The 13897-nt window shown below is 60.5% G+C and carries 15 protein-coding genes; 1 reads left to right on the top strand and 14 read right to left on the bottom strand.

Going from position 1 to position 13897, the window contains the following annotated elements; all coding sequences use genetic code 11:
• Window positions 1–4: 4 nt before the first annotated feature.
• Window positions 5–1060, top strand: a complete 1056-nt coding sequence (mnmH, locus tag AC3WS7_RS01005) for a tRNA 2-selenouridine(34) synthase MnmH (RefSeq protein ID WP_492655067.1) — start codon at window positions 5–7, stop codon at window positions 1058–1060.
• A gap of 58 nt (window positions 1061–1118) precedes the next feature.
• On the opposite strand, the gene AC3WS7_RS01000 is transcribed toward mnmH, so the two are convergent.
• From AC3WS7_RS01000 to AC3WS7_RS00935, 14 genes are all read right to left on the bottom strand, one after another.
• On the bottom strand, window positions 1119–1301 hold the full coding sequence (locus AC3WS7_RS01000; RefSeq protein ID WP_296470801.1) for a hypothetical protein: 183 nt from the start codon (window positions 1299–1301) through the stop codon (window positions 1119–1121).
• A gap of 9 nt (window positions 1302–1310) precedes the next feature.
• A complete protein-coding gene (locus tag AC3WS7_RS00995) occupies window positions 1311–2117 on the bottom strand; it encodes a DUF2189 domain-containing protein (RefSeq protein ID WP_296471304.1) in 807 nt (268 codons plus the stop codon).
• A gap of 137 nt (window positions 2118–2254) precedes the next feature.
• A complete protein-coding gene (locus AC3WS7_RS00990) occupies window positions 2255–3460 on the bottom strand; it encodes a PLP-dependent transferase (RefSeq protein WP_492655066.1) in 1206 nt (401 codons plus the stop codon).
• A 10-nt stretch (window positions 3461–3470) separates the two neighbouring features.
• The gene (locus AC3WS7_RS00985) at window positions 3471–3995 is read right to left on the bottom strand and encodes a phosphoribosyltransferase (RefSeq protein WP_296470806.1); all 525 of its coding nucleotides are present in this window, start codon (window positions 3993–3995) and stop codon (window positions 3471–3473) included.
• Window positions 3996–4072: 77 nt separating this feature from the next.
• A complete protein-coding gene (locus tag AC3WS7_RS00980; protein WP_296470809.1) occupies window positions 4073–5449 on the bottom strand; it encodes an adenylosuccinate synthase in 1377 nt (458 codons plus the stop codon).
• 11 nt (window positions 5450–5460) lie between these two features.
• Window positions 5461–6609, bottom strand: a complete 1149-nt coding sequence (locus AC3WS7_RS00975) for an ATP phosphoribosyltransferase regulatory subunit (RefSeq protein WP_492655065.1) — start codon at window positions 6607–6609, stop codon at window positions 5461–5463.
• A 54-nt stretch (window positions 6610–6663) separates the two neighbouring features.
• Window positions 6664–6855 (bottom strand): DUF2065 domain-containing protein, encoded by a 192-nt coding sequence (locus tag AC3WS7_RS00970; protein ID WP_296470813.1) that lies wholly within the window; start codon window positions 6853–6855, stop codon window positions 6664–6666.
• Window positions 6856–6858: 3 nt separating this feature from the next.
• Window positions 6859–7761 carry a protease modulator HflC gene (gene hflC, locus AC3WS7_RS00965; RefSeq protein ID WP_296470816.1) on the bottom strand — a complete coding sequence of 301 codons (903 nt, stop codon included), beginning with the start codon at window positions 7759–7761 and terminating at the stop codon, window positions 6859–6861.
• Window positions 7762–7770: 9 nt separating this feature from the next.
• Window positions 7771–9144 (bottom strand): FtsH protease activity modulator HflK, encoded by a 1374-nt coding sequence (gene hflK, locus AC3WS7_RS00960; RefSeq protein WP_492655064.1) that lies wholly within the window; start codon window positions 9142–9144, stop codon window positions 7771–7773.
• Between the two features lie 39 nt (window positions 9145–9183).
• Window positions 9184–10356, bottom strand: coding sequence for a GTPase HflX (gene hflX, locus AC3WS7_RS00955; RefSeq protein WP_296470821.1), 1173 nt, complete (start codon window positions 10354–10356; stop codon window positions 9184–9186).
• Window positions 10357–10410: 54 nt separating this feature from the next.
• The gene (gene hfq, locus AC3WS7_RS00950; RefSeq protein WP_492655063.1) at window positions 10411–10656 is read right to left on the bottom strand and encodes an RNA chaperone Hfq; all 246 of its coding nucleotides are present in this window, start codon (window positions 10654–10656) and stop codon (window positions 10411–10413) included.
• An 87-nt stretch (window positions 10657–10743) separates the two neighbouring features.
• A complete protein-coding gene (der, locus tag AC3WS7_RS00945) occupies window positions 10744–12087 on the bottom strand; it encodes a ribosome biogenesis GTPase Der (protein ID WP_296470827.1) in 1344 nt (447 codons plus the stop codon).
• A gap of 19 nt (window positions 12088–12106) precedes the next feature.
• Window positions 12107–13216, bottom strand: a complete 1110-nt coding sequence (gene bamB / locus AC3WS7_RS00940; RefSeq protein WP_492655549.1) for an outer membrane protein assembly factor BamB — start codon at window positions 13214–13216, stop codon at window positions 12107–12109.
• Between the two features lie 26 nt (window positions 13217–13242).
• Window positions 13243–13896, bottom strand: a complete 654-nt coding sequence (locus AC3WS7_RS00935) for a YfgM family protein (protein ID WP_492655062.1) — start codon at window positions 13894–13896, stop codon at window positions 13243–13245.
• Window position 13897: the final 1 nt, after the last annotated feature.

Below are 13897 nucleotides of genomic sequence, written 5' to 3'. Positions count from 1 at the left end.
CCCTATGAGTTTGAAACTGATGGCCGCTGCCCAGGCCCTGGCCCAACTGGACCAGTTTGACGCGGTGATTGACGCACGCAGCGAGGGTGAATTCGCGCTGGACCACCTGCCCGGCGCACAGAACTGGCCCACGCTGCACGATGAGGAGCGCGTGACCGTGGGCACCATGTACAAGCAGGTCAGCCCATTTGAGGCGCGCAAGCTGGGGGGCGTGCTGGCGGCGCGCAACATTGCCAGCAACATTGAGGCCCACGCGATGGACAAACCCAAACACTGGGCCCCGTTGGCGTATTGCTGGCGCGGCGGCCAGCGCAGCGGCTCGCTCAGCCTGGTGCTGGACCAGATTGGCTTCAAGGTCACATTGGTGCAAGGCGGCTACAAAGCCTTTCGCGCCGCCATGCTGGAAGACACCGTGCTACAGGTCCAACGCCTGCAGTTTGAGGTGGTGTGCGGCACCACAGGCTGTGGCAAAACACGGCTGCTGCATGCCCTGGCTGCCGAAGGCGCGCAGGTGCTGGACCTGGAAGGCCTGGCCAACCACCGCAGCTCGCTCTTGGGTGCGGTGCCAGGCCTGCCCCAGCCGACCCAAAAGCGTTTTGACACCCTGGTGTGGGAAACACTGCGCACATTCGACACCGCACGCCCCGTGTACGTGGAGAGTGAAAGCAAAAAGATTGGCAACCTGACACTGCCTACGGCCCTGGTGGAACGCATGCACGCGAGTCCCTGCCTACAGCTGAGCCTGCCCACGGAAGAGCGCATCGCCCTGCTGCTGGAGGACTACAACCACCTGGTGCAGGACACGGCCTACTTCTGCCACCGGCTGGATGTGATGGCCGAGTTTCGTGGCAAGGTGGTGGTACAGGGCTGGAAAGACCTGGTGGCGGCTGGCGACTTCCGCCCCGTGGTGCAAGACCTGCTGACGCAGCACTACGACCCGAGTTACCTCAAGTCCATGCAGAACAACTTCCGTCAATTCGGCATGGCACGCGGCATCACCGCCAGCGATCGATCGGTAGACGCGATGCGCGAGCTGGCGCGGGCGCTCTTGGCGCCCTAACAAATCAGGAGGTTGGGTGGAGCGGCGCTAAAGGCCGTAGCCGCTCAATGCAGGCGGCTCAGGAGGCTTCACCAGCGGCGTCGCCTTCTGCGGGCGTGCCGGGTTCTGCATCTGTCTCGTCATTTTCGGGAGCGTCACCCGTCAGTTTGCGCTCGGCCTTGCTCTTGAGCTTTTCTTCTTTTTTCTTTCGCTTGGCCAGTTCTTTCTGACGCTTTTCGTAACCGTAATTGGGTGTTGCCAAGATGTGCTTTCAATGTATGGGGGCAACTGTAACATCTCCGGGCCACTGCACGGCGCCACGGTAGGCGTGCCAGCTGGCGTGCCCCAGCCAGGGCCCCACCACCAGCAGGCCCAGACTCCAGGGCAGCAGCATGCCAAGCACCACCAGCGCGGTCAGCAGCAGGCCCCACAGCACCATCACCCCGGTGTTGTGAAACACCACCTCCAGGCTGGTGATGGCGGCAGAAATGGCGTCGGTGTCGCGGTCCAGAATCATGGGAATGGACACCACGGCGGTAGAAAACACCAGCATGGCAAACGCGCCGCCCACCGCGGCATAGGCGGCCACAAACTCCCAGTTCTGCGGGTTGAACACCGCTTGCAGCACCCCGGTGGTCGATGGCATGCCGGTGTTGAAGAACACCGCAAACACCACCAGTGACGCCCTGCCCCACAACAACTCCAGCACCACCAGCACCAAAACCAGCAAGCCCATGCTGCCAAGGTGGCGGTCCCAGCAGGTGACCGACGCCCCTAGTTCGGGCGCAATGCCCAGCTCCCGCCGACGGCTCACTTCATACAGACCCATGGCCAAAAACGGCCCCACCAGCAGACAGCCGGAGGCAATCGACATGGTGTATTCGGGTTTGGAACGGAACACCGCGGCCAGCACCACCGCCATAAGGCAAAACGCGAGCCCGTAAAAGGCAGCAATGCCGGGATGGGCCAGCATGTCGGCCGCACCTTTGCGCAGCCAAACAATGGGCTGCCCCCATCCAAGGGGAACAATGGTTTTGCGCGGTGCTTCCGAAGGCGGGGGCACGTAGGGCTCGGCCATCACTGGGAGGGCTTGCTCCGGAGACTCTTGCGGGTTTGAGGACTGCATGGCCACAGCTTAAAGTGGCTGCCTCCCCTTGCCTACTGAGGAAAACACGCAGATGCCAGGCCAACACCCGGCATCTGCGCCTGGTTGGATCAGCGCAGCGCGTTCAGCGCTTGCGCAATATCGGCCTGCAGGTCGGCCACATCCTCCAGCCCAATGGAGAAACGCACCAATGTGCCAGGCAGCAAATGTGCGGGCCAGCCGGAGCGCATGGTTTCCAGCTCGTAGGGCACCACCAGGCTGATGGGGCCGCCCCAGCTATAGCCCAGCCGGAAGAGCCTGAGCGCGTCACAGAAGGCATCGGTCTGCGCCTGGGTGAAGCGCTTGTCCAAAATCACGCTGAACAGACCGGCGGCCGTGCCTTCCGCACCACCACACAGGGCTTTCCAGTGCGCATGTCCGGGCGATTCTTCCAGCGCCGGGTGCAGCACCTGCACAAACTCGGGCTGGGTCTGCGCCCAAGCCGCCAAGGTGCGCGTGGCCGCATCATGGGCTCGGTAGCGCAGAGCGATGCTGGGCAGGGAGCGCAGCACCAGCTCTACATCGTTCATGCCCACGCCAATGCCAAAGCGCATGTGGGTGAGCTTGAGCTTGAGGTGCAGGCCCGCGTCGCGCGTGATGACGCTGCCCATGAGCACATCGCCACCACCGCTGGGGTATTTGGTCAGCGCATGGGCCGACACATCCACACCCACCGCCGGGCTGGCGCCGGGCACCAGGTCAAACGGGCCAAAGGCCAGGCCTGCGCCCCAGGTGTTGTCCAGTGCGGTGAGCACCTTGCGGCGCTGGCAGATGCGCACCATTTCCACCAAATTGGGAAACTCCAGCGAGACTGAACCCGCAGCCTCGAGCCAGACCAGCTTGGTGCGGCTGGAGATTTGCGCCTCCAGGTCCTCGGGGTCCATGGGGTTGTAGTACTGGTGGGTAATGCCCCAGCCCATGAGCTCGCCTTCGACCAGGGACTTGTTGGGGCCGTACACGTTGTCGGGCAGCAGCACTTCGTCGCCACTCTTGAGCAGGGACAAGGCCACCAAACCCAGTGCCGCCAGGCCACTGGGCACCAACAGGCATTGTTTGCCACCTTCCAGCGTGGCCAGGCGCTCTTCCAGCGCATAGCTGGTGGGTGTGCCGTGCAGACCGTAGGTGTACGCCGTCTTGTCCTTCCATTCGCGGCTGCGCATGGCGGCCACGGTGGGGAAAAAGACGGTCGAAGCCTTGAAAACACCGAGCTGCGGTGCCTCAAAGCCTTCTGGCGAAACGTAGGGGTGGTGGATAAGGCCTGTGATGGGATGCGTCATCAAAGCGACCTCACACCGACCATTTCTGGATCAGTTGTTGCGGGCGCAGCGAGTCATAGCCCTCAAAAGGCTGGTGAATCCAGGGATTGGTGGGCAGGAATTCGACCGAGTAGTCAGGGGTGAAAACGGAAACTGCCTTGGTCCAGATGACGGCGCTGCGCAGCTCGGTGATCGGCTTGTAATTGTTTTTCAGTTGGTGGATCACGGCCTGGAGCGTGTGGCCCGAATCCGCCAGGTCATCCACCAGCAGCACGCGCCCGGCAATCTCGCCCTTGGGGGTGGTGATGAAGCGGGCAATATCCAGGTTGCCCTGCTGCGTGCCGGCTTCGGCACGGTAGGAGCTGGTGGACATGATGGCCAGCGGCTTGTCGAATACGCGCGACAGAATGTCACCGGGGCGCATGCCGCCACGGGCCAGACACAGGATGGTGTCGAACTCCCAACCCGACTGGAAAATCTTGATCGCCAGTTTTTCGATCAGGTTGTGGTACTCGTCGTAGCTCACGTAGAGGTGTTTGCCGTCTTCTGTCAACATCAGAATACTCCTAAATTTATAGCTGCTTGCGCAATATTCACGGGGGCTAGAGGGCTATTTGACTTAAAAACGGCGCATCACTCGGCCAGGTAGGGGTGGCGCATCATGATGGTGTGGTCACGGTCCGGGCTGGTGGACACCATGTGAATAGGCACGCCGGTAACCTGCTCAATACGTTGCAGGTAGAGGCGCGCAGCCACGGGCAGCTTGTCGTATTGCGTCACGCCCACGGTGCTGTCGCTCCAGCCTTCCATGGTTTCGTAGATGGGCTTGCAGCGCGAAATGTCATCGGCGCCCATGGGCAGAATGTCAACCACTTCACCGTCCAGCTCGTAGCCGGTGCACAGCAACAATTCCTTCAGACCGTCGAGCACGTCGAGCTTGGTGATGCACAGGCCGGACAGGCCATTGACCTGGGCCGAGCGCTTGAGCAGCGCGGCGTCAAACCAGCCACAGCGGCGTGAGCGGCCGGTGGTCACTCCCTTTTCGGCGCCCACAGTGCTCATGTGGTAGCCGGGTGTGCCTTCCACTTCCCAATCCAATTCAGTGGGGAATGGGCCACCACCGACGCGGGTGCAGTAGGCCTTGGTAATGCCCAGGATGTAGTGCAGCATACCGGGGCCCACGCCCGAACCCGCGGCGGCATTGCCAGCCACGCAGTTGCTCGATGTCACATAGGGGTAGGTGCCATGGTCCACATCCAGCAGCGTGCCTTGTGCGCCTTCAAACAGCAGGTTGGCACCATGCAGGTTGGCTTCGTTCAGCTCGCGCGACACGTCAGCCATCATGGGCTTGAGCAGCTCGGCGTGGCGCATGGCTTCGGCGTACACAGCCTCGAACTGGACCTGGCCGTCCTTCATGTAGGGCGCCAGTGTGGGGCCGAAGTCAAACGCAGCAGAACCCAGGTAGCTGGTCAGCACGTGGTTGTGCAGGTCCAACAGCTCACGCAGCTTGGCGGCAAAACGCTCAGGGTATTTCAGGTCCTGCACACGCAGTGCGCGGCGGGCAATCTTGTCTTCGTAGGCCGGGCCAATGCCGCGGCCGGTGGTGCCGATCTTGGCGGTGCCGCCTTTTTCGCGGAAGGCCTCGCGGGCGACGTCGAGCGCGGCGTGGAACGGCAGGATCAGGGGGCACGCTTCGCTGATGCGCAGGCGCGAGCGCAGCTCCACACCGACTTTTTCGAGGCCTTCGATTTCTTCGAACAGCTTGGCCGCCGACAGCACCACACCGTTGCCGATGTAGCACTTCACACCAGGGCGCATGATGCCGCTGGGAATCAGGTGCAAGGCGGTTTTGACGCCATTGATGACCAAGGTGTGGCCCGCGTTGTGGCCGCCCTGGAAGCGCACCACGCCCTGCGCGCTTTCGGTGAGCCAATCGACCAGTTTGCCCTTGCCCTCGTCGCCCCACTGGGTGCCCACGACCACTACATTTCGACCTTTGGTTGTATTCATTTCGCTCTGCTTTAAATTGCTGTTACGACCCACTGACCGGCGGCTTGCACCAATTCGCGGTCGCACTGAAACTCATCGACTTCACTCTCATGCCCTGGCAGCACACACACCACGGTTTCGCCCTGCTGGCGCAACTGCGCAATGGCAGCGCGCAAGGCGGGTGCCTCTCCCCAAGGCGCACGCACCGCCGCCCGCAGAGGGCGCACCGCCGCGGCGGTGGCCAGTACCTTCACATCGAGGCTGAAACCCACGGCCGGACGCTTGCGGCCAAACACCGAGCCCACCTCGTCGTAACGGCCACCGCGCGCCAACGCATCGCTGGCGCCAGCCGCAAACACCGAAAAGCGCGCGCCTGTGTAGTAGGCATAGCCACGCAAATCAGCCAGGTCAAAGGAAACGTGCACGCCATCCAGATGACCAGCCAGCCATTCCAGGTTCGCCAGCGCCTCCCGAATTTGAGGCACATCCGGCAAAGCCTGTTTGGCTAGCGCCAACACCGAGACGTCGCCATACAAATCCACCAATGCCAGCAAACCTTGGGCGGTAGCCGGGGGACAGTTTTGTACAAGCTGGGCCAGTTCACTGCGATCCTTGGCAGCCAGTGCAGCATGCACCAGCACCTGCTGGGCCGCACTCAGGCCCGACGGAGCCAGCAAGGCGTCCACGATGCGGGCGTCGGCCAAGTCTACGGTGATTGCACCGACTTGGGCCGACTTCAAGGCGTCCAGCGCGAGGGTCAGGATTTCGAGATCAGCCTCCAGCCCGGAGTGGCCGTAAATTTCGGCGCCGAACTGCAAAGGCTCACGCGTGGCGTGCGGAACGGCGGGCCGCGTGTGCAGCACAGGGCCGCAGTAACACAGGCGGGTCACCCCACGGCGGTTGAGCAAATGGGCGTCGATGCGAGCAACCTGGGGTGTGCTGTCGGCCCGCAGGCCCATCATGCGGCCCGAGAGCTGGTCCACCAATTTAAAGGTTTGCAAATCGAGCGCCTCACCGGTACCCGAGAGCAAAGACTCCAGGTGTTCCAGCAAGGGCGGCATGACCAACTCGTAGCCATAGCAGCGCGCCATGTCCAGCAGGTCTCGACGTATTTCTTCGATGTGGCGCGCTTCAGACGGCAGCACATCGGCAATGTGATCCGGCAGGACCCAAGCAGACATGGAATTGGAGGGGGCTGTTAAAACAGCGATTTTACCGGGCTTGGGGCCCGGTTTTCAGGGCAGCAGCCACCAAATCGACAACAAGCCCAACAAGATGCTAGCCAAACCGAAAAAGCGGATCTGGCCATCTTGGAGTTGCAGCAGCTGGGTGAACATGCGCCGCCACCCGGTGGGCGAGAGAAAGGGGAAAAGCCCTTCCACCACCAACACCAGGGCTAGCGCCACCCACAGGGTATCGGCGCTCAAGGTTTACTTCTTGGCAGCACCGGCACCGCTGCCACCGTTGCGAAACACCTTGAAGAATTCCGAGGACGAAGGGTCCAGCACCATCACATCACTCTTGTTGGCAAAGCTGGATTTGTAGGCTTCCAGGCTGCGGTAGAACTGGGCAAACTGGGGGTCTTTGCCAAAGGCTTCAGCGTAAATACGCGCAGCTTCGGCATCCCCCTCGCCTTTGATCTTCTGGGCATCACGGTAGGCATTGGCAATGGTAATTTCACGCTGACGGTCCGCATCGGCACGGATTTTTTCGCCTTCAGCACCGCCGGTAGAGCGCAGTTCGTTGGCAACGCGTTTGCGTTCGGCCTCCATGCGGCGGTAGACCGATTCGGTGATCGCCTCCACATAGTCCACACGGGTGATGCGCACATCCACCACATCCACGCCCCAAGGCTTGGCACCGCGCACCTTGTCCAGCACCTCGGCCTTCACATCGGCCATCAGCGCCTCACGTTTGAGCGAGAGCAGTTCCTTCACGGTACGTTTGTTGATCTCTTCCTGGAAGGCATTTCGCACGACACGGTTTAACTGCTGGGCACCCGCACTCTCGTTCAATCCCACGTTGCGGATGTATTCGCTGGGCTCGGAGATGCGCCAACGCACATACCAGTCAATCACCACGCGCTGCTTCTCGGCCGTCAGCATGGGTTCGGCATCGGTGCTGTCGAGGGTCAACAGGCGCTTATCAATGTAGGAAACGTTTTGAAATGGTGGCGGCAGTTTGAAGTTCAAACCAGGCTCGGTGATCACTTCCTTGATCTGACCCAAGGCATAGACCACACCAAACTGGCGCTGGTCCACCACAAACAAGGTGGAGCTGGCCAATGCCAGCAGCACCAACAGTGAAGAGAGAATAAATCCAATGCGGTTCATGGTCGGGTCCTAGCGGGAATCGCGCTCGCGCGAGCGGGCAGCGTCACGGCTGCGGGCATCGTTGTTCATGAGAGGGGCCGCAGGTGCTGCCGGCGGGATGGCGGCGGAAGGCACTGGTGCGTCTGCAGCAGGGGCTGCATTCATCTGAAGAATCTTGTCCAGCGGCAAATACAACATGCTATTGCCCTGTCGGGACTCCACCAGCACCTTGGTCACGTTGCCATAAATTTGCTGCATGGTGTCCAGGTACATGCGGTCGCGAGTAACCTGGGGGGCCTTCTGGTACTCGGCAAACACCGATCGGAAACGTTGCGCATCACCTTGGGCTTGCGCAACCACACGCGCCTTGTAGGCGTCGGCCTCTTCCTTCAGGCGAGAAGCGGAACCCACAGCGCGCGGCACCACGTCGTTGGCGTAGGCCTCGGCCTCGTTCTTGGCGCGCTCACGCTCTTGACCGGCCTTGAGCACGTCATCAAACGAAGATTGCACTTGCTCGGGCGGACGCACACCGCCCTGCTGCAGGTTGATTCCCACGATTTCCACACCCACCTTGTAGCGGTCCAGGATGGTCTGCATGAGGACTCGCACGCGCGGTGCAATCTGGTCGCGCTCTTCCGACAGGGCCGCATCCATTTTCATCTTGCCGAGCACCTCGCGCACGGCGGTCTCGGCAGCTTGGACCACCGCGTCGTTGGGGTTCTTGCTTTCGAACAAGAAAGCACGCGCATCGCTCAGGCGGTATTGCACGGCAAACTTGATATCGAGGATGTTTTCATCCTCCGTCAACATGGCGGACTCTTTCAGCCCGGTTGCCTTGAGCACCGTGTCGCGACCCACGTCCACAGATCGGATCTGGCTCACAAACACCAGCTCGTGCTTCTCGATAGGGTAAGGCAGGCGCCAATTGAAACCCGCATTGACCGTGGATTTGTATTTGCCAAACTGGGTGATCACCGCTTGTTGGCCTTCTTGCACGATGAAGAAGCCCGTGCCCAGCCAGATCAGGGCGAGGACGCCCAGAATCAATCCCACGCCGATGCCGGCGCTCTTCATGTCGGGCTGAAAGCCGCCACCGGAACCGTTGCCATTACCACCGCGGGGGCTGGAGCCGCCCCCAAACAAGCCCCCCAACTTGCGACTGAAATCGCGCCAAAGCTCATCCAGGTCGGGCGGGCCCGATTGCGCAGCACCGCGGCGGTCCGGTTGTGCGTGGGGAGGGTTCGCTGGCTTGGGAGGATCGTTCTCTGGCGCAGCGCCTTCGGGTCGCTCAGAGGGCGCAGAGGAATCGTCTCCCCGGCCCCACCGGGAGTCATTCAGGTTGAACATATTGCGCATCCACTGGGGCCACGTGACCTTGGGAGGATTCGGCAGGGATAGTTTCATGGTTTTGTCTCGCGTACAACAGCTCGGGATTGTGCCCAATTACGAACCGGCCCCATGGGGCTCAGGGGAATACTCATCAACCGGGTTTGCGCCGGGAGCCTGACTGGCCACAAGCGCCAAATGTTGGCGCAAAAGCGGCAAGCCCAAGTTTTCACGGGCGCTCACAAACACACGGGGGGTTTGCACCCCATGCAAATCGTAGGTATCTTCCATGCGCAGTGGCTGCAACTCAGGCGGCAAGGCATCCACCTTGTTGAACACCAACAACTGTGGAATTTGATCGGCCCCAATTTCTGCCAACACCGCCTGCACCTGCTCAATCTGTTCGGTGAAATTCGGATTGGATGCATCTACCACATGCAGCAACAGGTCGGCATCGATGGCCTCCTGCAGGGTGGCCTGGAAGGCATCCACGAGGCCATGTGGCAAATCGCGGATGAAGCCCACAGTATCCGACAAGGACACCGTACGCTGCGCGTCACCCAAGTAGAGCTGGCGCGTCGTAGTGTCCAAGGTGGCAAATAACTGATCGGCTGCATACGCACGGGCCTTGACCAGTGCATTGAACAAGGTGGACTTGCCCGCGTTGGTATACCCAATCAGCGAAATATTGAAAGCATCGCGCCGCTCGCGCTGACGGCGTTGGGTCTGACGTTGCCGCTTGACCTTGGAGAGCCGCTCCTTGGTGCGCTTGATGGTCTCGTCGATCATTCGACGGTCCAACTCAATTTGTTTTTCACCCGGGCCGCCACGCACCCCAGCACCACCCGTCTGGCGTTCCAAGTGCGACCAACGGCGAACCAGGCGGGTACTAAGGTATTGCAAACGTGCCAGCTCGACCTGCAACTTGCCCTCGTGGCTGCGCGCACGCTGGGCAAAAATTTCCAGAATCAGATAGGTGCGGTCATTGACCGGCAACTCCAGGTGCCGCTCCAAATTGCGTTGCTGACCGGGGCTCAAACTCTGGTCAAACAGAATTTCCGTCGCACCGTGCTGCTGTGCCAGTAGCTTGATCTCATCGGCCTTGCCCGACCCTACAAACAAGGCAGCATCGGGCGCACGCCGTTTGCACGTGATACGGGCAACCGGCGTCAAACCAGCCGTTTGGGCCAACAAGCCCAACTCTTCAAGCTCGGCATCAAAGTTGGGAACACCTAAGTCGACTCCGACCAGAATGGTGGGAGCAACAATCGATGGCGTTTTGGATGTCAAATGGGGAAAGGCGTCTGGCCAAAGGCGCGTGGGTGGGGCGCAAGCCCCACCACATCACGCAGCGGCGTTGTCTTCGGGGGCCGTGGCCAAGTTCACCGCACGTCCGGGGACGATGGTGGAAATGGCATGTTTGTAAACCATCTGAGTCACGGTGTTGCGCAAGAGCACCACGTACTGGTCAAACGATTCAATCTGGCCCTGAAGTTTGATGCCATTGACCAAGTAAATGGACACTGGCACATGTTCCCTGCGCAAAGCATTGAGGAACGGGTCTTGCAAAAGTTGGCCTTTATTGCTCACGATATTCTCCGTGTTCAAGAGTGAATGAAGCTGGACGATACCACAGCCGCGTAAGCCCGGATCTGACCCAGGCCCATTGCCACGTGCTTAGCGGTCATCCTTGTCGGCATAGGGGTTGGTGGAGGATTTCATTTCGATCCGCAAGGGGGTACCGATCAGGTTGAACTCCTTGCGGAAACGCCCTTCCAGAAAGCGCTTGTAGGCCTCGGTCACATGCTCCAGCGAGTTGCCGTGGATGACGATGATGGGCGGATTCATGCCCCCCTGGTGGGCGTAGCGCAGCTTGGGACGGTAGGCACCGTTTTTTTTGGGGGTCTGGAACTGCACCGCTTCCAACAACAAGCGGGTCAGGACGGGCGTCGGCATTTTGCAATTGGCTGCGCGATGCGCCTGGGCAATCGAATCCCAGACCGGCCCCAGACCCTGGCGCTTCTGCGCCGAGATCATGTGCAAGGCAGCAAACTTGAGAAAGCCCAGTCGGGTTTCCAACGATCGGCGTACCAGCTCACGCTGGTAGTCATCCACAGCATCCCATTTGTTGACGGCCACGACCACGGCACGCCCAGACTCCAGGATGTAACCCGCGATATGGGCATCCTGGTCGGTGACGCCCTGGGTGGCATCGATGAGCAACAGCACCACACTGGCCGACTCAATGGCCTGCAGCGTCTTGACGACAGAAAATTTCTCGATGGCCTCAAACACTTGGCCCTTGCGCCGCAGACCGGCAGTGTCGATCAGTTCAAAGCGCTGACCACCACGCTCAAAAGGCACAGAGATGGCATCCCGGGTCGTGCCAGGCATGTCAAAAGCCACCAGGCGTTCTTCGCCCAGCCAGGTATTGATCAACGTGGATTTGCCCACATTCGGACGGCCCGCGACGGCCAGTTTGATGATCGACGGGTCTTCGACGGTATCGGGCTCATCCGGCAGGGTCCAACCCAAACGATCCAGCGCCATGTCCACCAACGAGCGAATGCCTTGGCCATGCGCAGCCGACACAGGGAACACTTCACCCAAGCCCAGCTCAAAGAACTCGACCAGTTGTGCGCCCTCTTTCATGCCTTCGGCTTTATTGGCAATTACCAGACAGGGTTTGCCCAATTTACGGAGGTATTTGCCAATGTCATGGTCTTGCGCCGACAAACCACCCCGCGCATCCACAACGAACACCACGACGTCCGCCTCGGCCACTGCCTGGCGTGTCTGTTTGGCCATTTCGCGGTAGATACCACTGCTGGCGTCAGGCTCAAAGCCGCCGGTATCAATCACGATAAATTCGTGCTTGCCCTGCTTGCCGTTGCCGTAATGACGGTCCCGCGTCAAGCCCGCATAGTCCGCGACAATCGCATCCCGCGTCTTGGTCAATCGATTAAAAAGCGTGGACTTGCCCACATTGGGGCGGCCTACCAAGGCAATAACTGGTTTCATGGTTCAGGACCCTTCAAACTTATTCGGGTCGGAACGCAAAAACGCCGCCCTTTTGCGTAACGGCAATCAATGTCTTACCAACAAGCACAGGGGCACCCACAATGGCAGAGCCGTCCGTACTGGCTCGGTCCATAGGTGCGCCATCGGTGCGCGAGAGGAAATGCAGCAGACCCGAGCTGTCACCGACCACCACGGTCTGCCCCACAGCAAGCGGGGTACCCAGGTCGCGCCAGCGCAATGCCTCAGACACCCAGAGGCGCTCCCCTGAGCTGCGACTCCAGGCCATCAGCTTGCTATCGGCTTCGGTGCCGAACACAAACTCAGCATCTCCGGCCAAACCGGTTGTCCCGGCGGCGGCCTTATTCCAGAGCACAGCGCCCTTGCTGGCGTCCACACAGGCAACGGCGGCCCGGTACGAGCGCACACAGACATTGCTCTGTATACGGCTCACGCCGGCCACCAGGTCAACCAGGCGCTCCACTTCATTCGTTCCGCGGCTGACTGCCACAGGGACTTCCCACCGAGAAGCTCCGTTCAAAGGGTTCAGACCCAACAGACGGCCCGCCACGCCCACCACCAAGGTGTCTCCCACCGCCAGCAGAACACCGGCCTGCCCCAGGACCAAAGGATCTGAAGACCGCTGCAATTGCCAAAGGCGTTGACCGCTCGCGGCATCAAACGCAGTGACCGTTCGATCTGCCGACAAGGTAAAAATGCGCGCGCCGGCAACCAAGGGCGTTGTGAGACTTACGGCCCCCAACCGCTGCCGCCACAGCACCTTGCCAGAAGACAAGGCAAGCAACTCGCCAGACTCAGACACCACAGCTGCGGTCTGACCGTCGCTACCCACACCAGAAACCAAGGGTGCACCAACACCCAACTGCCAGGCCACACGGCCGGTCTCACCTTGCAATGCGGTCACCGTTCCACTGGCCGAAGCCAACAGCACCTGAGTCCCCACCACATTCGCCTGCACCGCGCCGTCCAAGGGTCCCACCTGGGTGGACCATACCGCCTTGACTCCAATCAGCCCAATATTGGCACCCAGATCTTTGGGAACCGGTTTACTCGGACCGGAGCAAGCAACGATCGCTAGCGCGAGCGAGACAACGCAGGCTCCACGAGACATTTGGCGCAACAAAGTCAACACCATGGTCAATTGGCCGCCGTTTCAGAGGCCCCCAAGGCGCCCAGTTTCACAGACACCAAGCGGCGATACTCTGCACGGGCATCCAGACCTGCCCAAGCTTTTCGGTACTCGACAATCGCTTCCGCTCCCTTACCCTGGGCCATCAACAAATCGCCCTTCTTGTCCGACACCAAAGCAGAGAACGAGGCAGGATAGCTCTCGCCCAGCACTTTGGAAGCAAGATCAAACTCCTTGGCTTCGATATGAATCCCGGCAAGACGTAGCTTGGCGATCGCCGCATAGGCAGCATCTGCTGGGCTGGCGCCTACCCAAGCCAAGGTACCTCTGGCCAGATCGGCCTTGCCACCCTGGTAAGCCAACTTGGCGAGTGACAACCCTGCTTGCTGGGCATACACCGTCGATCCAAAACGCTCCTTCATGTCGCCAAACACACGCTCGGCCAGCACCAAATCGCCGCTGCGCAGCACTTTGTCGACTTCTTCGAACATGGCAGAGGCCTGGACTGCGGTCCGTTTTTGCCAATACTGATAGCCGTTCCAAGCGGCAAATGCTCCCAACACCACAATCAGCAACCCCGTAATCAGATTGCCATACTGATTCCAGAAATGCTTGAGTTGATCGAGTTGTTCTTGTTCTTCGAGGTCGAGGTGATTGGCCATA

Source organism: Rhodoferax sp. EU05-FHT12H12, assembly GCF_058791215.1.
The sequence above is the reverse complement of the archived record's forward strand: the minus strand, read 5'-3'. Positions and strand labels throughout refer to the sequence as shown.